Source organism: Pseudomonas sp. S04, from assembly GCF_009834545.1.
GTDB lineage: Bacteria > Pseudomonadota > Gammaproteobacteria > Pseudomonadales > Pseudomonadaceae > Aquipseudomonas.
In genome coordinates, this window is record NZ_CP019427.1 from 4,393,801 (window position 1) to 4,414,721 (window position 20,921).

Annotated in this window: 23 protein-coding genes; 14 read left to right on the plus strand and 9 right to left on the minus strand. The window is 62.1% G+C overall.

Annotated elements, in window-relative coordinates:
• The first annotated feature begins 117 nt into the window (after positions 1-117).
• From PspS04_RS19340 to ppnP, 8 genes are all read left to right on the plus strand, one after another.
• Entirely contained in the window at positions 118-1,908 is a 1,791-nt protein-coding gene (locus PspS04_RS19340) for an acyclic terpene utilization AtuA family protein (RefSeq protein WP_159997237.1), read from the plus strand.
• 12 nt (positions 1,909-1,920) lie between these two features.
• On the plus strand, positions 1,921-2,790 hold the full coding sequence (locus PspS04_RS19345; protein WP_159997239.1) for an SDR family oxidoreductase: 870 nt from the start codon (positions 1,921-1,923) through the stop codon (positions 2,788-2,790).
• A 3-nt stretch (positions 2,791-2,793) separates the two neighbouring features.
• Entirely contained in the window at positions 2,794-4,410 is a 1,617-nt protein-coding gene (atuC, locus tag PspS04_RS19350; protein WP_159997241.1) for a geranyl-CoA carboxylase subunit beta, read from the plus strand.
• Between the two features lie 24 nt (positions 4,411-4,434).
• Positions 4,435-5,592 carry a citronellyl-CoA dehydrogenase gene (gene atuD / locus PspS04_RS19355; RefSeq protein ID WP_095168195.1) on the plus strand — a complete coding sequence of 386 codons (1,158 nt, stop codon included), beginning with the start codon at positions 4,435-4,437 and terminating at the stop codon, positions 5,590-5,592.
• Positions 5,589-6,386: an enoyl-CoA hydratase/isomerase family protein gene (locus PspS04_RS19360; RefSeq protein WP_159997243.1), complete on the plus strand. Its 798-nt coding sequence runs from the start codon at positions 5,589-5,591 to the stop codon at positions 6,384-6,386. Before atuD ends, PspS04_RS19360 begins: the two co-directional genes overlap by 4 nt.
• A 54-nt stretch (positions 6,387-6,440) precedes the next feature.
• Positions 6,441-8,402 (plus strand): acetyl-CoA carboxylase biotin carboxylase subunit, encoded by a 1,962-nt coding sequence (locus tag PspS04_RS19365; RefSeq protein WP_159997245.1) that lies wholly within the window; start codon positions 6,441-6,443, stop codon positions 8,400-8,402.
• Positions 8,403-8,472: 70 nt separating this feature from the next.
• Positions 8,473-9,021: an exonuclease domain-containing protein gene (locus tag PspS04_RS19370; protein WP_095168190.1), complete on the plus strand. Its 549-nt coding sequence runs from the start codon at positions 8,473-8,475 to the stop codon at positions 9,019-9,021.
• Between the two features lie 73 nt (positions 9,022-9,094).
• A complete protein-coding gene (gene ppnP, locus PspS04_RS19375) occupies positions 9,095-9,379 on the plus strand; it encodes a pyrimidine/purine nucleoside phosphorylase (RefSeq protein WP_095168189.1) in 285 nt (94 codons plus the stop codon).
• A gap of 70 nt (positions 9,380-9,449) precedes the next feature.
• On the opposite strand, the gene PspS04_RS19380 is transcribed toward ppnP, so the two are convergent.
• Both PspS04_RS19380 and PspS04_RS19385 read right to left on the minus strand, forming a co-directional pair.
• A complete protein-coding gene (locus tag PspS04_RS19380; protein ID WP_095168187.1) occupies positions 9,450-10,256 on the minus strand; it encodes an MOSC domain-containing protein in 807 nt (268 codons plus the stop codon).
• Positions 10,257-10,696: 440 nt separating this feature from the next.
• The gene (locus PspS04_RS19385; protein ID WP_159997247.1) at positions 10,697-11,632 is read right to left on the minus strand and encodes a chemotaxis protein CheV; all 936 of its coding nucleotides are present in this window, start codon (positions 11,630-11,632) and stop codon (positions 10,697-10,699) included.
• A 544-nt stretch (positions 11,633-12,176) separates the two neighbouring features.
• Here PspS04_RS19385 and PspS04_RS19390 point away from each other — a divergent pair.
• From PspS04_RS19390 to PspS04_RS19400, 3 genes are all read left to right on the plus strand, one after another.
• On the plus strand, positions 12,177-12,647 hold the full coding sequence (locus tag PspS04_RS19390; RefSeq protein ID WP_159997249.1) for a hypothetical protein: 471 nt from the start codon (positions 12,177-12,179) through the stop codon (positions 12,645-12,647).
• Between the two features lie 240 nt (positions 12,648-12,887).
• Positions 12,888-13,781, plus strand: a complete 894-nt coding sequence (locus tag PspS04_RS19395; RefSeq protein ID WP_159997251.1) for a sensor histidine kinase — start codon at positions 12,888-12,890, stop codon at positions 13,779-13,781.
• Complete coding sequence (locus tag PspS04_RS19400) at positions 13,778-14,437, plus strand: response regulator (RefSeq protein WP_159997253.1); 660 nt, start codon at positions 13,778-13,780, stop codon at positions 14,435-14,437. The genes PspS04_RS19395 and PspS04_RS19400 overlap by 4 nt, the downstream gene beginning before the upstream one ends.
• A 6-nt stretch (positions 14,438-14,443) precedes the next feature.
• On the opposite strand, the gene yegS is transcribed toward PspS04_RS19400, so the two are convergent.
• Positions 14,444-15,337, minus strand: coding sequence for a lipid kinase YegS (yegS, locus tag PspS04_RS19405; protein ID WP_159997255.1), 894 nt, complete (start codon positions 15,335-15,337; stop codon positions 14,444-14,446).
• Between the two features lie 324 nt (positions 15,338-15,661).
• On the opposite strand from yegS, the gene PspS04_RS19410 reads away from it, so the two are divergent.
• Positions 15,662-15,853 carry a hypothetical protein gene (locus PspS04_RS19410; RefSeq protein ID WP_095168175.1) on the plus strand — a complete coding sequence of 64 codons (192 nt, stop codon included), beginning with the start codon at positions 15,662-15,664 and terminating at the stop codon, positions 15,851-15,853.
• A gap of 41 nt (positions 15,854-15,894) precedes the next feature.
• On the opposite strand, the gene PspS04_RS19415 is transcribed toward PspS04_RS19410, so the two are convergent.
• On the minus strand, positions 15,895-17,082 hold the full coding sequence (locus PspS04_RS19415; protein WP_162530233.1) for a molybdopterin molybdotransferase MoeA: 1,188 nt from the start codon (positions 17,080-17,082) through the stop codon (positions 15,895-15,897).
• Positions 17,083-17,104: 22 nt separating this feature from the next.
• Positions 17,105-17,644, minus strand: a complete 540-nt coding sequence (moaB, locus tag PspS04_RS19420) for a molybdenum cofactor biosynthesis protein B (protein WP_095168171.1) — start codon at positions 17,642-17,644, stop codon at positions 17,105-17,107.
• 81 nt (positions 17,645-17,725) lie between these two features.
• Between moaB and mobA the strand changes: the two genes are divergently transcribed.
• Together mobA and PspS04_RS19430 are read left to right on the plus strand one after the other, a co-directional pair.
• A complete protein-coding gene (mobA, locus tag PspS04_RS19425; RefSeq protein WP_159997259.1) occupies positions 17,726-18,328 on the plus strand; it encodes a molybdenum cofactor guanylyltransferase MobA in 603 nt (200 codons plus the stop codon).
• A gap of 76 nt (positions 18,329-18,404) precedes the next feature.
• Positions 18,405-18,626 (plus strand): YgdI/YgdR family lipoprotein, encoded by a 222-nt coding sequence (locus tag PspS04_RS19430; RefSeq protein WP_095168167.1) that lies wholly within the window; start codon positions 18,405-18,407, stop codon positions 18,624-18,626.
• Between the two features lie 99 nt (positions 18,627-18,725).
• Here PspS04_RS19430 and PspS04_RS19435 read toward each other — a convergent pair whose 3' ends face one another.
• The 4 genes from PspS04_RS19435 to PspS04_RS19450 all read right to left on the minus strand — a co-directional run bounded on the left by PspS04_RS19435 (position 18,726) and on the right by PspS04_RS19450 (position 20,886).
• Positions 18,726-19,616, minus strand: a complete 891-nt coding sequence (locus PspS04_RS19435; RefSeq protein WP_095168165.1) for a pseudouridine synthase — start codon at positions 19,614-19,616, stop codon at positions 18,726-18,728.
• A gap of 84 nt (positions 19,617-19,700) precedes the next feature.
• A complete protein-coding gene (locus tag PspS04_RS19440) occupies positions 19,701-20,030 on the minus strand; it encodes a transcriptional regulator (protein ID WP_159997261.1) in 330 nt (109 codons plus the stop codon).
• A gap of 71 nt (positions 20,031-20,101) precedes the next feature.
• The gene (locus tag PspS04_RS19445; RefSeq protein WP_159997263.1) at positions 20,102-20,533 is read right to left on the minus strand and encodes a LexA family protein; all 432 of its coding nucleotides are present in this window, start codon (positions 20,531-20,533) and stop codon (positions 20,102-20,104) included.
• Positions 20,534-20,649: 116 nt separating this feature from the next.
• Positions 20,650-20,886: a glutaredoxin family protein gene (locus tag PspS04_RS19450; RefSeq protein WP_159997265.1), complete on the minus strand. Its 237-nt coding sequence runs from the start codon at positions 20,884-20,886 to the stop codon at positions 20,650-20,652.
• Between the last annotated feature and the right edge of the window lie 35 nt (positions 20,887-20,921).

Genomic DNA, 20,921 nt, shown 5'->3' on the forward strand with positions numbered 1-20,921 from the left:
CGGGCAATTTAAGCCGCCGAAGGAAACCAAGCAAGCGCTCGGGTAAAAGTCCTGTCCGGGATTTACAAACCAAGCGCTTGCTTGGTAGTCTCGAAACACTTCTGTCGGAGGCTTGCCATGAACAAGACGGTTCGTATCGGATGTGCCAGTGCCTTTTGGGGGGATACCTCGACCGCTGCCGCTCAACTGGTGGAAGGCGCCGCCCTGGACTATCTGGTCTTCGACTACCTGGCAGAAATCACCATGTCATTGCTGGCCGGGGCGCGCATGAAGGATCCCCAGGCCGGTTACGCCAGCGACTTCGTCGAGGTCCTCAGTCCGTTGCTCGGGCAGATCGCCGAACAGCGCATTCGGGTGATCAGCAACGCCGGCGGGGTCAATCCACTGGCCTGCGCCGCCGCCTTGCAGCGCGCCTGCGACCAGGCCGGCGTGCCCCTGAAGATCGCCGTCCTGCTGGGCGATGACCTGCAACCGCAGTTCAAGCAACTGGCCGCCAGTGGCGTGCGCGAGATGTTCAGCGCAGCGCCCCTGCCGCCCGTCTGCGTATCGACCAACGCCTACCTTGGCGCTCCCGGCATTGTTGAAGCCCTACGCCTGGGGGCGGACGTGGTCATCACCGGGCGAGTCGTGGACAGCGCGGTGGTCAGTGCAGCGCTGGTGCATGAGTTCGGCTGGGCGTGGCACGACTATGACCGCCTGGCCCAGGCAGCTCTGGCCGGGCACATCATCGAGTGCGGCGCACAGTGCACCGGCGGCAACTTCACCGATTGGCAGCAGGTGCCGGACTACGAGCACATCGGTTTCCCCGTGGTCGAGGTCAGCGCCGACGGCCAGTTCATTGTCAGCAAACCCGAAGGCTCCGGTGGTTTGGTCACGCCCTTGAGCGTGGGCGAACAATTGCTCTACGAAATCGGTAATCCACGGGCCTACCTGCTGCCGGACGTAATCTGTGATTTCAGCCAGGTCAAACTCCAGCAGCAGGGCCCGAACCGGGTCCAGGTCCACGGCGCCAAAGGCTTGCCGGCACCGGCGCAGTACAAGGTCAGCGCCACCTACCCGGATGGTTTCCGTTGCACCGCCAGTTGCTTGATTGCCGGGATCGACGCCGTGGCAAAGGCGCGCCGGGTGAGCGAGGCGATCATCAACAAGACCGGGCAAATGTTCAGTCAGCGCGGTTGGGCACCCTATAGCGAAGTGCACATCGAACTGCTCGGCAGCGAGGCCACCTATGGCCCCCACGGGCAACGCCAGGACAGCCGCGAAGTGGTGATCAAGCTCGCGGTACGGCATCCGAACAAACAGGCACTGATCCTGTTCTCCCGGGAAATCGCCCAGGCAGCCACCGGCATGGCGCCGGGCCTGACCGGCATTGTCGGCGGCCGTCCTACGGTCTACCCGCTGATCCGCCTGTTCTCGTTCCTTATCGACAAAAACGCCTGCACCCTGCAGATCGACCTGCAAGGTCAGCGCCACCCTTGCACCCTGCCGGCCCTCGATCACCTCGACAGCGCTGACCTGCCCTTGCCCTTTATTGCCCCCAAACCCCAAGGCCGTGCCGATGCCAGCGTGGCACTGGTGAAACTGGCGGTCGCGCGCTCCGGTGACAAGGGCAATCACAGCAACATCGGGGTCATGGCCCGCGCCCCCGAATACCTGCCGTGGATCGCCGAAGCACTGACTCCCGAGGTGGTCGTGGACTGGATGAGCCACGTGCTCGACCCGCTCCTGGGGCGCGTCGAGCGCTGGTACCTGCCAGGCAGCCACAGCCTCAATTTCCTCCTGGAAAATGCCCTTGGCGGTGGTGGCGTGGCCAGCCTGCGGATCGATCCACAAGGCAAGGCATTCGCCCAGCAACTGCTGGAAATCCAGATTCCGGTGCCGCAAAGCATCGCTGACCAAGTCAACTAGAGGGCTGTCGCCGTGGCTTTTGATTCGATCTTCAAACCCGAGCTGTTTGCCGGTCAAAACATCATTGTCACCGGTGGCGGTAGTGGCATCGGCCGCTGCACCGCCCACGAGCTGGCAGCCCTTGGCGCCCACGTGCTGTTGGTGGGGCGCAAGGCGGAAAAACTGCAGCAGGTCGCCGCCGAAATTGCCGCCGACGGTGGCCAGGCCAGTTGGCAAGCTTGCGACATTCGTGAGGAGGAAGCGGTCAAGCAACTGGTCAGCGAACTGCTCAAGACCCACGGCCCGATTCATGGCCTGGTCAACAACGCCGGCGGCCAATACCCCGCGCCACTGGCGTCGATCACCCAGAAAGGCTTCGAGACGGTGATGCGCACTAACCTGGTGGGCGGTTTCCTGATGGCACGGGAGGTGTTCAACCAGTCCATGTGCAAGACCGGGGGCGCCATCGTCAACATGCTCGCCGACATGTGGGGCGGCATGCCGGGCATGGGCCACTCGGGGGCTGCACGCTCGGGCATGGACAACTTCACCAAGACCGCCGCCTTCGAATGGGGCTACGCCGGGGTCCGGGTCAATGCCGTGGCCCCCGGCTGGATTGCGTCCAGCGGCATGGACACCTATGAAGGCGCGTTCAAGGCGGTGATCCCGACCCTGCGCGAGCATGTGCCGCTCAAGCGCATTGGCAGCGAATCGGAAGTCAGCGCCGCCATCGTGTTCCTGCTGAGTCCTGCGGCCGCCTTTGTCAGCGGCAGCACCTTGCGCATCGACGGTGCAGCCAGTCTCGGCAGTCGGGCGTGGCCATTGCACAAGGCCCAGCACAGCGAGTCCTTCAATGGCTTTCACCGCGCCTTCCTGCCCGATGTACTCAAGGACGAGGACTAAGCGATGCCAATGATCGAATCCCAACTCGACCCCCACAGCCCGCAGTTCGCGCAGAACCGCGAGGCGATGCTGGCCAGCATCGAGCAGGTCCGCCAACTGGAACGTAATCTGCTGGCCAAGGCCGCCGAGGCCAAGGCGAAATTCGACCGGCGCGGACAACTGCTGCCGCGTGAACGCTTGAATCTGCTACTGGACCCCGGCGCGCCGTTTCTCGAACTGGCGAGCCTGGCCGGCTATAAATTGCACGACGACAAAGACGGTAGCCAGGCAGGCGGCGGCTTGATCGCCGGGATTGGTTATGTGTCGGGGGTGCGGGTACTGGTGGTGGCCAACAACAGCGCGATCAAGGGCGGGACCATTTCCCCCAGCGGCCTGAAAAAATCCCTGCGCCTGCAGCAGATCGCCATGGAAAACAAACTGCCGGTGATCACCCTCGCCGAAAGCGGCGGCGCCAACCTCAACTACGCCGCAGAGATTTTTGTCGAAGGCGCGCGCAGCTTTGCCAACCAGGCGCGGATGTCGGCCATGGGGCTGCCACAGATTACCGTGGTGCACGGCTCGGCCACCGCCGGTGGCGCCTATCAGCCCGGGCTTTCGGACTACGTGGTGGTGGTGCGCGGCAAAGCCAAGCTGTTTCTCGCCGGCCCTCCGCTGCTCAAGGCTGCCACCGGGGAAATCGCCACCGATGAAGCCCTGGGCGGCGCCGAAATGCACGCGCAGACCGCCGGCACCGCCGAGTACCTGGCCGAGAACGATGCTGACGGGCTGCGTCTGGTGCGCGAGATCGTCAGCCTGTTGCCGTGGAATGCCCGCCTGCCACTGCCCGCCCGCACCGACTTCGATGAGCCGCTGTACCCCATCGAAGATCTGCTGGGGCTGATTCCCACCGATCCGAAAAAACCCTACGACGTGCGCGAAATCATCGCGCGTATCGCCGACGGTTCGCGCTTCCTCGAGTTCAAGGGCGAGTTCGACCAGCAGACCCTGTGTGGTCATCTGAAAATCCAGGGCCGGCCCTGTGGTTTCATCGGCAACAACGGCCCGATCACCCCGCAAGGCGCGAGCAAGGCGGCGCAGTTCATCCAGCTGTGTGACCAGAGCCAGACTCCGCTGCTGTTTTTCCACAACACCACCGGCTTCATGGTCGGCACCGAGTCAGAACAGCAAGGGGTGATCAAGCATGGCTCCAAGCTGATTCAGGCCGTGGCCAATGCCCGGGTGCCGAAGCTGACGCTGGTGGTCGGCGGCTCCTACGGTGCCGGCAACTACGCGATGTGCGGCCGGGGACTCGATCCGCGCTTCATCTTCGCCTGGCCCAACAGCCGCACTGCGGTAATGGGCGGCGCCCAGGCCGGCAAGGTGCTGCGTATTGTCACCGAGGCCAGGCAGCTCAAGGATGGCCTGGTCCCGGACCCGAAGATGCTCGACATGCTGGAGCAGGTCACCGCACAGAAACTCGACAGCCAGTCCACCGCCCTCTACGCCAGTGCCAACCTGTGGGATGACGGGCTGATCGATCCACGGGACAGCCGCACGTTGCTGGGCTACCTGCTGGATATTTGCCAGGAGGCCGAGGTTCGTCAGCTGCAACCCAACAGTTTTGGTGTCGCCCGGTTCTAGTCCGGCCAAAGGAGAACAACAACAATGATCTTTACCCAGGAACACGAAGCCCTGCGCCGTACCGTGCGCCAGTTTGTCGACAGCCAGATCAACCCCTACGTCGATGAGTGGGAGAAGGCCGGGCGCTTCCCGATCCACGAGATTTTTCGCCAGGCCGGCGAACTCGGCCTGCTGGGTATCAGCAAACCGGAAAAATTCGGCGGCATGGGGCTGGACTACAGCTATTCGATAGTCGCGGCCGAAGAGTTCGGCACCATTCACTGCGGCGGGATCCCCATGTCCATCGGCGTGCAGACCGACATGTGCACCCCGGCGCTGGCGCGCTTCGGCTCCGATGAACTGCGCGAGGAGTTCCTGCGTCCGGCCATCAGCGGCGAACAGGTCGGCTGCATTGGCGTCTCGGAAGTCGGCGCCGGGTCCGATGTCGCCGGGTTGAAGACCACCGCGCGCAAGGACGGCGACGACTACGTGATCAACGGCAGCAAGATGTGGATCACCAACGCACCGAGTGCCGATTTCATCTGCCTGCTGGCCAACACCTCCGACGACAAGGCGCACATCAATAAGTCGCTGATCATGGTGCCGATGAACACGCCTGGCGTCAGCCTCGGCTCGCACCTGGACAAACTGGGCATGCGCAGCTCGGAAACTGCCCAGGTATTCTTCGATGACGTGCGCGTGCCGCAACGCTACCGCATCGGCCACGAAGGGGCCGGGTTCATGATGCAGATGCTGCAGTTCCAGGAAGAACGCCTGTTCGGCGCGGCCAACATGATCAAGGGCCTGGAGTACTGCGTCGACAGCACCATCGAGTACTGCAAGGAACGCAAGACCTTCGGCAATGCCCTGATCGACAACCAGGTCATCCACTTCCGCCTGGCCGAACTGTCCACCGAGATCGAGTGCCTGCGGGCGTTGGTCTATCAAGCCACCGAGCAGTACGTCAAAGGCCAGGACGTCACCCGCCTGGCGTCCATGGCCAAGCTCAAGGCCGGTCGCCTGGGCCGGGAAGTCAGCGACAGTTGCCTGCAGTACTGGGGCGGCATGGGCTTCATGTGGGACAACCCGGTGGCCCGCGCCTATCGCGACGTGCGCCTGGTGTCGATCGGCGGCGGTGCCGACGAAATCATGCTGGGGATTATCTGCAAGCTGATGGGTACCCTGCCCGGGAAGAAAAAATGAGCACCCTGCCCAATTGCCAGACCCTCTTGCTGGAACTGCACAGTGGCGTGCTGCACATCACCCTGAACCGCGCCGATTGCCGCAACGCCATGAGCCTGCAGATGGTGGCAGAGTTGCGTGCGGTGCTGGCGGCGGTCCGCGATGACCGGCAGGTACGCGCACTGGTCTTGGGCGGTGCCGGCGGGCATTTCTGTGCCGGCGGCGACTTGAAAGACATGGCCAACGCCCGAGCGCAGGGCGCAGACGCTTACCGTGAACTGAACCGGGCCTTCGGCGCGTTGCTGGAAGAAGCCCAGCACGCGCCCCAAGTGCTGATCTGTGTGTTGCAGGGCGCGGTACTCGGCGGCGGCCTGGGCCTGGCCTGTGTCAGCGACATTGCCCTGGCCGACCACAAGGCACAATTCGGTCTGCCGGAAACCAGCCTGGGGCTGCTACCGGCGCAGATCGCGCCCTTTGTGGTCCGGCGCATCGGCCTGACTCAGGCCCGGCGCCTGGCCCTGACGGCGGCGCGTTTTGACGGGCACGAGGCACGGCGCCTGGGCCTGGTGCATTTTGTCGAGCAGGATGCGCAAGCCTTGGCCGAACGCCTGGACGCGGTACTCGAGCACGTCCTGTGCTGCGCGCCAGAGGCCAATGCCGCGACCAAGGCCCTGCTGCTGGCCAGCACCGAACAACCGTTGGGGCCATTGCTCGACCAGGCCGCCGAGTGGTTCAGCGCTGCAGTGACAGGCGCAGAAGGCGTCGAGGGCACCCTGGCGTTTGTCCAGAAACGCAAACCAGGTTGGGCGCCCTGACAACATCGCAAGCAGGCCCTTACCGACTCCGCACTCACCAATGGGAACCCGACCATGCCGACCCTGCGCAAAATTCTCATCGCCAACCGCGGTGAAATTGCCTGCCGCATCCAGCGCACCGCCCAGGCCCTGGGCTATCGCACCGTGGCCGTCTTCAGCGATGCCGACGCCGACGCCCTGCATGTGCAACTGGCCGACGAAGCCGTGCACATCGGCCCTGCTGCGGTGGCCCAGTCCTACCTCAATGCCCAGGCGATCCTCGACGCAGCACGGCGCAGCGGGGCCGACGCGATCCATCCCGGCTACGGTTTCCTCTCGGAAAACGCGCCGTTCGCCCAAGCCTGCGCCGACGCCGGGCTGACCTTTATCGGCCCAAGCCCCGAGGCCATCGAACTGATGGGCAGCAAACGCCTGTCGAAGATCGCCATGCTCGCTGCGGGCGTGCCGTGCATCGCCGGCTACCAGGGCGCAGAGCAGGACGATCAGACCCTGGCGCGCGAAGCCGAGCGCATCGGCTATCCCTTGATGATCAAGGCCAGCGCCGGTGGTGGTGGACGCGGCATGCGCCTGGTGCACGAGGCCGACCAGCTAGTGGCGCAACTGCGCACCGCGCGCTCCGAAGCCCTGAATGCCTTTGGCAGTGCCGAGCTGATTCTGGAGCAGGCGCTGATCGCTCCGCGCCACGTTGAAATCCAGTTGTTCGGCGATCAACACGGCCACCTGATCTATCTCGGCGAGCGTGACTGCTCCATCCAGCGCCGCCATCAGAAAGTCATCGAAGAGGCGCCTTGCCCGATGATGACCCCACAGCTGCGCCAGGCCATGGGCGAAGCCGCATTGAAGGCGGCGCGCGCGGTCAATTATGTCGGTGCCGGCACCGTGGAGTTCTTGCTCGATAGCCGGGGGCACTTTTACTTCCTCGAAATGAACACCCGGTTGCAGGTCGAGCATCCGGTCACCGAACTGATCACCGGCCTCGACCTGGTGGCCTGGCAACTGCAGGTCGCCGCCGGAAAGCCCCTGCCATTGCGCCAGGAACAGGTCGAACTCAAGGGCCACGCCATGGAGGTGCGCCTGTATGCCGAAGACCCGGCGCAGGCGTTCATGCCACAGACCGGGCGTATCCACCACTGGTTGCCGGCGCTGCAAGAAGGGGTGCGCATTGACCATGGCCTGCTCGAAGGGCAGCAGGTCAGCCCGTTCTACGACCCCATGCTGGGAAAAATCATCGCTTACGGCGCTACTCGCGAAGAGGCCCGGCGCAAACTGTTGCGGGCAGTCGAAGACACGGTCCTGCTGGGGGTGCAGACCAATCAGCGCTTGCTCGCCGCCCTGCTGGACCATCCGCAGTTCATCGATGGCGCGTTCAGTACCGACTTTATCCCCGAGCATTTCAGCGCTCACCCAAGCCTGCACCCCCACACCCCCAACGCCGAAGAACTGGCAATCGCCGCGGCCTTGTTCTACCAGCAGTCCGCCCAGGTGCACGGCGCAGGGCTCACGGGCTGGCGCAACAATGCCAGTGCCCCGCTGCAACTGCAGATCGGCCTGCTGGGTGCCCGTTGGCCTGCGCAGATAACGGTGCTGGCCGAAGGTCAGTTGCGCATTGAGGTGGCCGCGCAAACACTGCACCTGAAGTTGCTGGAGATCAGCCCGCACTCAGCCTATCTGGAGCTCGATGGTATCCGCCGGCGTTGTGCCTATGCCTTGGTCCACGACCAGCTCTGGCTGGGCACCCGCCCTGGCGCCCTGGTGCTGCAAGACCAGACGCTGGCACCGGTGCGTGGCCAGGCCGCCGCCAGTTGTGGGACCCTGAAAGCGCCGATGGACGGGGCGATCGTCGATGTGTTGGTCAGCGAAGGCGCACAGGTCAGCAAGGGCCAATTGCTCCTGGTACTGGAGGCAATGAAGATGGAACACCCGCTCAAAGCCGGCATCGACGGCGTGATCAAACGCTTGCAGGTCAGCCGGGGCGACCAGGTGAAAAATCGTCAGATTCTGTTGGAGGTTGAATAAGCCCCTAGGCGGAACCGCCGCGGTTGGCTACGCTCAGCCTCATCAGTACGCGGATACCGGGAAAGCTGCGATGCCTCATTGGCTGGTAATTGATCTTGAAGCGACAACTGATGATGGCGGCTGGCCTATCGAAGAGATGGAAATCATTGAAATCGGTGCCACCCTGGTCAACCGCCAGGGCCGCGAGCTGGATCACTTCCAGCGCTTCGTCCGGCCGTTGCGACGGCCCTTGTTGACCCCCTTTTGTCGGGAACTGACCCATATCACCCAGGCCAACATCGACGCGGCCCAACCGCTGGCAGACGTCTGGCTGCAGTTCGAACGCTGGCTCGGCCAGCATCACAGCCGCCTGGAGGGCTGGGCCAGTTGGGGCGACTACGATCGCAAACAATTACTCCAGGAATGGCAGCGCCTGCAACTCGACAGCGCCCTGAGCCGGGTGCCGCACATGAATCTCAAGCAGCGCTTTGCCAAGGCCCGCCGACTGGAGCGGCCACTGGGCCTCAATGCGGCCCTGCAACTGGCCGGCCTGCAGTTCAGCGGGCAACAGCATCGGGCGCTCGAGGATGCGCGCAATACCGCACGTTTATTACCGTTGACCCTGCCCGCCACTCCATGAGTGCAACAGGTGACGGGCGAAAAGGCCTTGTGCATACTGGCCGGCCTTTTTAGCCCTTTTCGAGGAATCGCCCATGTTCAAAGTCAACGAGTACTTCGACGGCACCGTCAAGTCGATTGCTTTCGGCACTGCCGAAGGTCCGGCCACCATCGGCGTCATGGCAGCGGGCGAATACGAGTTTGGTACTAGCCAGCGCGAAATCATGCACGTGGTCTCCGGCGCCCTGACCGTCAAACTGCCGGACAGCGACGATTGGCAAACCTTCGCCGCCGGCAGCCAGTTCAATGTTCCGGCCAACAGCAAGTTCCAACTCAAAGTGGCGGTCGACAGCGCCTACCTGTGCGAATACCGCGGCTAAGCGTTATTGCGCTACAACAAAAATGCCCGTGTCCTGCGACACGGGCATTTTTCGTTTTGCACCCACGGGATTACTCGAGAATCGTCACCGGCATGCCAACTTCCAGCCGCCCATTGGCGTCGTTGACCAGATTCTGCCCAAACATCGCACCATCGGCTTGCGCGCGATACTGCTGCAAGGTTGCCAACGGCTCGCGGTCAGCGCTGCGCTCACCGGTCTGCGGGTCGATGGTGGTCAGGATGCAGCGCGAGCACGGCTTGACCACACGGAACTCGACATCGCCAATACGAATCCGCTTCCAACCGTCCTCGGCAAACGCTTGGCTGCCTTCGATCACCAGGTTGGGCCGGAACCTGAGCATCTCCAGCGGCCGACCGACCCGTTGCACCAGGTCATCGAGCGAAGCCTGGCCAATCAACAGCAGGGGGAAACCATCGGCGAAGGCGACTTTATCGTCATCCTTGCCATAGCCTGCCTGGGTGGTCCGGGCCAACGCCTCGGGCACTTGCACCAGGCGCGTGGGCTTTCCGATAAACGCGCTGACCCAGGCAGCCGCGGCGTCACCGGCATCAGGCACCCGCAAGGTGTCGCGCCAGATGGTCACGCCACGCAGTTCGGCGTCGTCCACCGGCAAGGCCACCTCAATCGGCGAATGCCCAGGCGCCGCCAGTGTCAGGCCACCCGTGGCATTCCACAGGGCCGACAATTGACTCATCGCCGCAACCGCCCGCTGCGTCAGAAACCGCCCACTGGCCTCGTCCACCAGCATCCAGCGACGGTCACCGACCAGCCCCAGCGTGTCCAGGTGCGCCTGTTGCAGGACTTCACCCTTGGCGGACTTGAGTGGATAACGGTACAGCGCGCTCAGACGCAACATGGCCAGCTCCCTGATGGGCAAAAACGCCACCCTATACGAGCTTGATCGCCGAATCAAAGGCCGGGGGGGCTCCAACGCCTTGCAGGTGCGGATTTTGTGGGGCTGGCAACGCGAGTAGACGGAGCGCCGCCCGGCCCACAGTAAATCTGCCTACCCGCAAGTATTGTGTACCGCCAGCAAACCTGTGGGAGCAAGGCTTGCCGCGATAGCGGTGTGTCGGGGGCCATCGATGTTGAATGGACCGGCCCCATCGCGGGCAAGCCCGCTCCCACAGTGGTTCTGGGTGTTCGCAGATTCTGGGTACACCCACTCAACCTGTGGGAGCTGGCGCCCGCTTGCGGCTTGCCCGCGATAACGGTGTGTCAGGCACCATCGATGTTGAATGGACTGGCCCCATCGCTAGCAGGTCGGCAGGCCGCCTCGCCCGCCCTTACCACTCATCAGGCTGGGACTTCATCGAGCATCAACCGCTGGCGCACCACATCGACCAGTTTGTCGGGCTGGAACTTGGAAAGGAAGTTGTCGCAACCGACCTTCTTCACCATCGATTCGTTGAAACTGCCGGATAGCGAGGTGTGCAGCACCACGTACAGCCCCCGCAAACGCGGATCGTTGCGGATCTCGGTAGTCAGGCGGTAGCCGTCCATTTCCGGCATTTCCGCGTCGGTGAAGACCATCAGCAGCTTCTCGGTCATCTCCACCCCACTGTCTGCCCAGCTCTTGAGCAATTTCAAGGCTTTCAGGCCGTCGCTGGCAATGTGCATTTTCACCCCCAACTGGCTGAGGGTATCGCGCATCTGCGCCAGCGCCACGTTGGAGTCGTCCACCAGCAACACTTCACGATGGCGGGCACGCTCGAGTACTGGGTCCTCGAGTTTCTCGCGCGAGACCTTGGTGCTGTAGGGCACGATCTCGGCGAGGACTTTTTCGACGTCGATGATTTCCACCAACTGTTCATCGACTTTGCTGATGGCGGTCAGGTAATGCTGGCGACCTGCGCTAGTCGGCGGAGGCAGAATGGCTTCCCAGTTCATGTTGACGATGCGGTCCACACCGCCGACCAGGAACGCCTGAACCGAACGGTTGTACTCGGTGACGATAATCGTGCTGTTGGGGCCCGGCACCAGCGGGCGCATGCCAATGGCCTGGGACAAGTCGATCACCGGCAGGGTCTGGCCACGCAGATTGACCACACCACAGACAAATGGATGACGATGGGGCATCAGCGTCAGCTTGGGCAATTGCAGGACTTCTTGCACCTTGAAGACGTTGATCGCGAACAACTGCCGACCGGCCAGGCGGAACATAAGGATTTCCAGGCGGTTCTCACCCACCAGTTGGGTGCGTTGATCTACCGTGTCGAGAATGCCGGCCATTATGACTCCTGGGTTTACCGATGAATTCACTCAGGCAAGGTATCGGCGGCGGCCTGCACTTCTTGACCCTGGAGAGACGGGCCGCGTAAAAAAATTGATGTCATATTGGCATCATGCTCTACTGAATGAATCTCCCCCGGGTAACGTGCTCCACGAACAGCCCCCATCAGCCTTGCGTGTAGCGCATCAGGGAAACCCCTAGATGCAATCGGGACTCGCCTGATATTCGTGATATCCAATAGCCATTAATGTGACGCCATTCTCATTGCATGAATGGAGTCAGGCTTTTGTTGTTGATCGCGGAGCCACCGCCAGGCCCTCTTTACCCCCCTTCAAAACATTCAGCGAGAGCCTCACGACGCCGTGCCGCCGTCGTTCGTTGTGCTACCCCTGCCACCAACGCCGTAGCCCTATGGGTAACTGGTAGGGACCTGCCGGAAAAACCGGAACCGTCCTACAGACTTTGTGCAATTGCAGACAGTAACTTAGCCCCGTTCACCAGACGCCCGATTGCCCTACCTGACTTGAAGTCGTGGAGAAAAGCATGTTGATCGAACGGAATAACTGGAACCCTCGACTGCCTGAATTCCTGATTGAAGCCGAAATGCTGCTGGCAAAATCGGAGGAGTGCCTGGCGCACCTGCAATTGATCAAAAACGACCCGGACGCCATCCACTGCCTGCTTGGCACTCTGCTGACCCTGGCCAATCGCGCGGACGTCCTGGCCCTGGGCGCCATCTGTACATTTGCCCGCTCCCTTCACGTCGTACTCAGCCAGGTACGAGGGCAAGTCGATCTGCATGACCAGGCCCTTGGTGCTTTAAAGGAGTGTTTGACGCTGATCGCCTGGCAACTGGAACTGGTCGATCGACATACCGGTGATCTGCGCCTCGACAACACCGAGCAGGCGTTTTTGCTTGAGGCATTCGTGGCGCAAATCGACTGTGCGGCCTTTCCGTTCGCCGGGCCGACCAGCGGCCTGGCCTGCGCAAACATGGCCACCAGGCGGGCGTAAAGCTCGTCATCAAGACCGTGCCGGGGCGATGTGCGCAAGCGCGACCAACCGCACCTTAGGTGGTAACATGCGCACCAATTAATTGACGCTACAGAAATGACACTCTGAATCCCGGCCCTTGGCGGCGGGAAGTGCAAGGCTCTACCTTGCCCCTCAGACTGCTCTGCTTTGCAGCCGCCCGCTCCAGTCAATCACCCTGACCGGCCAGCCCACAGCGAACATTCATGGGTTCCCTGCGCCATGCACGCCAGCCTCAAATCAGTCATGAACTGGCGCCCCTCCCGACAGGCAGCACAACGCCTGACCCTGCTGCTTTGCCTTTGCACTGCCATCGGTTGCCTGCTGGCCTATTCCCTGTCCAGCCCGGTGCCATTGGCCTTGCTGGTGTTGAGCCTGGCGGCGGCAATCGGCGTATTGCGCCAATACCTGCGCTTGCGCAGCGCCATCAAGTTTCAGCCCCACGAGCTGGCGGACCGCTTGCTGCAGGTCCAGGAAAGCGAGCGTCATCGACTCAGCCGGGAGTTGCACGACGACATCGGCCAATTGCTTACCGCAGCAAAACTGCAAAACGAATGGCTCAAGCGCCGCCTGCCAGCAGAACTGCACAGCCACTGCAACCTGCTCGGCGAAACCCTGGAAGACACCTTGGCCAAGGTGCACGACATCTGCGCCGTGCTCAATCCACGGCAACTGTCGAGCCTGGGCCTGGAAGCCAGTTTACGCGCCCATCTGCTCAAGACGCTGGCCAACAACAGCCTGCACTGGAGCCTGGAATGCCAGCAGCAACTGGCAGGCATTCCAGAAGAAATGGCGGTCGCGGCGTTTCGCGTTACCCAGGAAGCCATCACCAATGTGCTGCGCCACGCCCAGGCCGAGAATCTGCTGGTCCGTTTGCAACGTACCCCGGAGGGGCTGGCACTGTTGATCAGTGACGATGGCGTGGGCTTTTGTCCTGCCGCGTTTCCTGGCCGTGAAGGACAGCGTGGCATGGCGGGCATGTCGGAACGGGTCGAGCAGTTGGGCGGCAAGCTGGACGTCAGAAGTGACCCGGGCAAGGGAACACGGATCGACGCCCTTTTCCCCTGGGCACCCCGCACACTCGAACGAGCCGCCACCCATAAGGTTCCCCATTGACTTGCAATTTGCTACTGGTAGATGACCACTCGCTGATCAGGGCTGGCGTGCGTGCGCTGGTCCTGGATATTCCCGGCTATGCGGTGATTGGTGAGGCCGACGATGGGGCCCAGGTGCTGGAGATGGTCGAGACCTTGAACCCGGACATCATTGTCCTCGACCTCTCGATGAAGCAGGTCGGCGGATTGCACGCACTGCAAAGGCTCAAGGCGGTCCATCCGCAGAGCAAGGTGCTGATCCTGTCGATGCATACCGACCCGACGCTGGTCATGCGCGCCCTGGAGTCCGGGGCTCATGGCTACCTGCTCAAGGACACCACGGCCACGGAGCTCGCGCACGCCCTTGAAGCCCTGCGCAACAACGAACGCTACCTGAGCCCTGCCATCGCCCACACCGTGATCGACCAGGCGCTGGCACGGGCCCACAACCCTCAGGTTCCCACCGTTGATAGCCATAACCTCACCGCGCGGCAACTGGAGATCCTGCGGCTGATCGTACGCGGCAAATCCACTCGCGAGATTGCCTGCGGCCTGGGGCTGAGTATCAAGACCGTGGAAACCCACCGCTCGCAGATCATGAAGCGCCTGCAGATCTACGAGGTGGCGGGGCTGGTGCTGTTTGCCGTGCGCGAGCGCATCATCAGCCTCGACGACTGACCCGGTTCACGCCTTGAGCAAAGGCGAGTCCGCGGGTAGATGCACGCGCAATGCGCCAGGACGCACCGAAAAGCGCAGGCTCTCGCCTTCCAGTGGCTCGCCATCAAGATTGATATAGAGCCCCTCCGAGACCTTGATCTCGACCCATGGCAGGCGCGCGCGGACAAACATGTTGTCGATGCCCCAACCGTCCGCCAACAAATCCTTGAGCGTGCCCACGACATCCTGCGGTGCCGGGAGGATGCTGACATCCAGCAGGCCGTCATTGACCAGCGCCTGCGGACATAACTCATGCCCGCCACCGGCCTGCCGGCCATTGCCGATCCCCAGTGCCAGTAACTGCCCATGCCAGTGAAAATCGGGACCTTGCAACTCGCCGTAGGCGGCATGCAACTCGCTGAAGCGCGACAGTCCGGTGAACAGGTAAGCCGCCCCGCCCAGCATCTTCTTCAGGTCTTCAGAGGTGTTCGCCGTCACCTGGCTGCCAAATCCGCCGGTCGCCATGTTGAGAAATACCTGACCGCCCACTTCCCCCAGGTCGATCGGTTGCGCCGGCACGTCGAGCAACGCGAGCGCCTCTCGCGGTACCAGGGAAACCCCTGCTGCGCGCGCAAAGTCATTGGCTGTACCCAACGGCAGCAGCACCAGGCTAGCTTGATCAGTCTGCGCCGCCAGCGCTTCAGCGATGTCGCGCAAGGTACCGTCGCCACCTCCGGCAATCAATCGGGTAAAGCCGGCAGCCAGTGCCTCTTGCACCAGACGCTGGGCGTCCCCGGCTTCCCATGTCAGGCGCACCGCCAGTTCCCAGCCTTGTTCGCGCTTTTCCTCGACCGCCGAACGGACCTCTTCGTTGAGTGCCTGCTTACCGTGCAAAATCAACAGCGCCTTGCGCTCACTCATCGTCATCTCCCCGGTTGATCAAAGGCCTCTGGCAAATGTTGACCACACACGCGACTGAAAGAGCCAAGGACCACGATAAGTTTCGAGTTTTTTCTTACAGCCTGTGACGAATCGGCCTAATTGACGTTGATTTGATATTGGAACACCTTGTGTCCAGGCACCTCAGGAACAGATTGGTAATACACAAGGAAGTGAATACTTATGAATGGCACCGCCCTCCAGACCCTGACCCGATTCACAACAAAAAAACCTGCACCGACAACCCCCAAGGGCGACCCAGACTCGGCAACCCGTTGCACGTCCATACCAGCCGAAGGAAGCGACATGGAACCTCGTATCGCAGAACTGGAGGCCCATCTCAAGTCACTGCACAAGAACCTTTACCAGGCCCGGGACGAGTTGCAAGCCATCAGGTACAGGGTTGCCTACTCGACCGGCATCCTCATCGTGATCATCGGTCTCGCCAGTTGGATTGCCAACAGCCGCTTCGATCAACTGCTGACACTACTCAACTAAGCATGCGCCAGGCCCGGGCTGCAGCACGGGCCTGGCGCGAATCAGCCAAGCACTTCACTCAATGGAATGAAGTTCACCCAATCACCTTCGACCAGGGTGCGCTCCTCCAGCACCTCGACCAGCCCTTCGGCCCACGCGGCACTGCGTAACACTCCGGAGCTCTGGTTACGGTAGACAACTGCCCGCCCCTGCTCCAGGCGTCCACGCAGGTATTCGCGACGGTTACCGGCCTTGGGCCAGACAAACCCTGCCGGGACCTGGAACTGCAGCGGGGTCACCTCCGTCACGCCCTGGCGTCGTAACAGATAGGGCCGCGCCAGCAAGGCGAAGGTCACCAGGGTCGACGCCGGATTGCCCGGCAAGCCAATCACCGGCACACCTTGAAAGTGCCCAAACGTCAGGGGTTTGCCGGGTTTGATCGCCAGCTTCCATAACGTCAGTTCACCCGCCTCGCGCAGCGCGATGCCGAGGAAATCCGCTTCGCCGACCGACACCCCGCCAGTGGAGAGGATCAGGTCGACGCTGCCCAGTTGCGCAAGACGCTCGCGGGTGGCCTGCAGGTTGTCCGGCAAGATGCCCGCATCCAGCACCTCACACCCCAGGCGCTGCAACCAACTGCACAGCAGCACCCGATTGCTGTTGTAGATCTGCCCAGGCCCGAGTGCCTGCCCCGGCTCCACCAACTCATCCCCAGTCGACAGCACGGCGACCCGCACTTTGCGGACCACCCGCAGCTCGGCATTGCCCAATGATGCGGCCAGGCCAAGTTCAATCGGTCCCAGGCGAGTACCGGCGTTCAGCACCCGTTCGCCCACGGTGGTCTCCTGCCCTTGCGGGCGAATGTTCTGCCCGACGTGCAATGGCTCGCTGAAGCGCACCCGCTGATCGGCCAGGACCTCGGTATTTTCCTGCATCTCAACGCAGTCCGCACCGGCCGGCACCGGGGCACCGGTAAAGATCCGCGCACAGGTACCTGGAGCCAATGGCTCGGGAGCCATCCCGGCAAAGATCTTCTGGCTGACGAGCAATGGTTCGCCTGTCCAGTCGGCGACGCGCAAGGCGTAGCCATCCATGGCACTGTTGGGCCATGGCGGCAGATCGAGGCTCGAGAGCAGATCCTCGGCCAGCACCCGGCCTTCAGCGGCCGCCAACGGCAGGTGCTCAAACTCGACAATCGGCGCAGCCTCGGCCATCTCCAGCAGGCGCGCCAATGCTACTTCGACTGGCATCAAGCTGCCGGTCTTGCCAGGCTTACCCACGGGATTCACAAGGTGCCGCCTGCTTCAAATGGGCGACAAAGTTGCACGGCCGGTGACGGACATCCAACTGCTCGGCCAGAATTCCATCCCAGCCAGTGCGTACCGCATTGGTGGAGCCCGGCAGGCAGCACACCAGGGTGCCATTGGCCAGGCCGGCCAGCGCTCGGGACTGCACCGTCGAGGTGCCGATGTCCGCCACCGATATCTGGCGAAACAACTCGCCGAAGCCATCGACCTGCTTGTCCAGCAGGCAACTGACGGCTTCCGGGGTGCTGTCGCGTCCGGTGAAGCCAGTCCCGCCGGTAATCAGCACCACTTGCACCACGTCGTCGGCAATCCAGGTGGCTACTTGCGCACGTATTTTGTACAAGTCATCTTTAAGCAGCACCCGTGCAGCGAGGTGATGGCCGGCAGCGCCCAGACGGTCGACAAAGACCTGTCCCGAGGTATCGGTGTCCAGTGTGCGAGTGTCGCTGACAGTCAGCACCGCGATGTTCAGCGGGGCGAAAGGTACATCAGCCTTGGCTTTCATAGGCTCGTCCAGTTGTAGGAGAAACAGCCCGGTGTTATATCACAGCGCCTTGTTTTTTTGCCGCCCCGATGGAGTAGCGCCATGCCCTTGAATGTTCAGCTACCACCCTGCTCGATCCTGCTCCTGGCAGGCGGACGCGGCCAGCGCATGGGCGGCCAGGACAAGGGCTTACTCGAGTGGCAGGGCGAACCTTTGATCAGCCATCTGCACCGGCTGACGCGCAGCTTGACCGATGACCTGATCATCTCCTGCAACCGTAATCGGCACCGGTACGCGGCCTACGCCGACCAACTGGTGCACGACGAGATTGCCGACTTCCCTGGACCGTTGGCCGGCATTCGCGCGGGCCTGGCGGCGGCACGGCACGCCCATCTGCTGGTGCTGCCGTGCGATGTGCCGCGCATTGATGCCCAGCTTGTGCACGACATGCGTGCAGCCGCCAGCCAGCACCCGGCCACCCCCTTGATGCTGCGCCAGGGTGAACATTGGCAACCGTTGTTATGCGTGATCCCGGTAGCGCTTGCGCAGGCGTTTGAAAGCGCCTGGAATACCGGTGAGCGCAGTCCTGGGCGTATCATGCGTAATCTGGGTGCTTTGGCCTTGCAGTGCCCGGACCATGATCAGCGCCTGGCCAACCTCAATACGCCCGAGCTGTTAAGCCTGCACGCCAGCGTGTCAGAATGACGGCGCCAAGGAACTTGCCGGCGTGTCACACGTCTCAAGTCCAGTATTTAAAAGAATTCATTTGCGGAGACATCTCATGACTCAACGGACCCTCGCCACTTTCATGCTTGCTCTGGGCCTGGCCACCCTTGCTGGTTGCTCCTCGCCTGCAGTCATCACCTTGAATGACGGTCGCGAAATCCAGTCTGTCGATAGCCCTAGATTCGATTCCGAGTCGGGCTTCTACGAGTTCGAACAACTGGACGGCAAGCAGACCCGCATCAACAAGGATCAGGTTCGCACCGTTAAAGAGCTGTAACCCTCGGCCTCTACGGCTGCACGACAATGCCCGCCCTGCGCGGGCGTTGTCGTATCTGGGAGACGGAAAAACCTGTTGTGCAATACCTATGGCGAAGACTCACCAGGCCAGTCTGATCCGGCTTTCGAAAACCCGCTCTACACCGCTCAGCGGATCGCTGAAGCGCAACCCCCTGGCCAACAGCTTCAGCGGATTGGCGTAGTCGTCCTCGACATCCTTCAGTACCTGCGGATAGAACGGGTCATTGCAAATGCTCGCCCCCAGCGCAGTCATGTGCACCCGTAACTGGTGCTTCTTCCCGGTCACCGGGGACAAGCCGTACCGCCAGAGGTCGCCATTCTTTTCCAGGACCTGCACCGCCGTTTCGGTGTTACTCACCCCTGGGCCTTCCTGCATGCGAAAGAAGGGTTCGCCATCCACCAGCCGGCTTTTGTGGACCAAGGGAAATGCCAGTTGGGGCAACGCCTGGGCAATGGCTTCGTAGTATTTGTCGATCTTGCGGGTTGGAAACAACGACTGATACGCCGAACGGCTTTGCGGATTGGCGGAAAACAGCACCAGCCCGGCGGTGTGCCGATCGATGCGATGCAACGGCACCAGATGGGGATTGTCCAGGCGGCGAATCAAGCGGCGCAGCAGGGTCTGCTCGACATATTCACCCGCTGGCGTCACTGGTAGAAAATGCGGTTTGTCCGCCACGATCAGGTGCTCGTCGGCATACAGGATCGTTTCCAGAACCGGGATGACCTTTTCGTCCGGCACTTCGCGAAAGTAATGGATCCGCAAGCCTTCCTTGTAGGCCAGATCCAGGGTAATCGCCTGGCCCTGGGCATCGAGGACGCGACCACGGGCGATCCGGTCCAACCACTGTTCGCGCCCAATGGCACTGAAGTGTTCGCACAGGCAGTCAAGCACGGTGACCCAGGAACCCGGTGGCAGGTACAGCGTGCTGGCCTGGCTCTGGGCGGCGGAAAATGATGAAGTGGACATACACAGGCTCTTGCGGTTAATGCAGACGAGCATTATCCAGCAACAGCTGAAGCCCACCTAGGGAAGATTCCGTGCCGCCGTGGTTCAGGCCCCACAGGTGGCCATTGATTCGCGCAAGGCCGCAGCCTCGGTGAACTCTTTCAACCAGCGCAATACCTCCACCGCTTCCCAGCGCCCGGGATCATAAAGCGCGTAGAGCAAACCCTGATAACCCACCACATCCAGTTGCCGGTGATACCCGGCGCGCTGGAACAAGGCTTCGATTTCCGCAAAGCAGGTATTGAAGTGCAATTTGTTGAATGGGGTCTTCCCTTCCGTCACCAGGCCATCGAGCCGCAACTCCAGAACCGCCTCACGCACCACGTCGGCCGACATCCGGTTCACGCTGGATTTCAACTGTTCGACATTGACCATGCTGTATCACTCCTGTTTCGTATGCGCCCGCTGATGCCTGACGCTTTATGCAAATGCCTGCTGGACCGCCCTCAGCCACGTCCCACATAGCTGACCACCCAGAGCACCACGCCCCAGATCGGGGCCGGGTCGAGATCGTCGAAGGCAACCGAGGCCACCGAGGGCCGGGCAGCCTTGAGCAGCAGCCCGCCCTTGGGGTCGGCTGCCAGCAAGCGCACGCAGTATTCGTTGTCGCCATCGAGGTGAGCCACCACGTACTGATCCTGAACCGGTCTGATCGAACGATCGACGATCAGGCGATCACCTGGATAAATACCAAAGCCAAGCAAGCTGTCGTCTTCCACCAGCACCGCACGTACCTGGGGCGCGCCCAGGCCGACAATTCGGTCGAGGGAGAAGTTCTGGCCTCGAACTTCGGCGGCACAATGCACGGCGCTGAGGCTCAGCTCATCGGCATCGGGCAAGTGCAGGCGCTGGGTACTGGCGAGCAAGGTGAGGGACATGGCGGCCTCCCGGATAACTGTATGCACATACAGTAACCGAATATCCGGATGGGTGCCAATGCATGTCGCGTGGGACACGACAAACGGAGTGCATGGTGCTGAACTGGCTCCAGGTATCAGCGCAGGAAGGCGACGACTTGTTCGGCGTCGAAGGGCCAGCCCAGTTCCGCGCCGGTATCGACCCGGCGCAGCACCGGGATCCGCAGGCCATAGGCGTCGAACAGTTGCTGGCTATCGGCGATGTCCACCAGCTCTACTAACAGGCCGTGCTCGACCAGCGGCATCAGTTCCGCTTCGGCGAGTTCACACAGGTGGCAGCCAAGGGTGCCGAACAACTGGCATTCAGGGGGCATGACAGACGGACCACGAAAGAATGGGTGTTCATTCT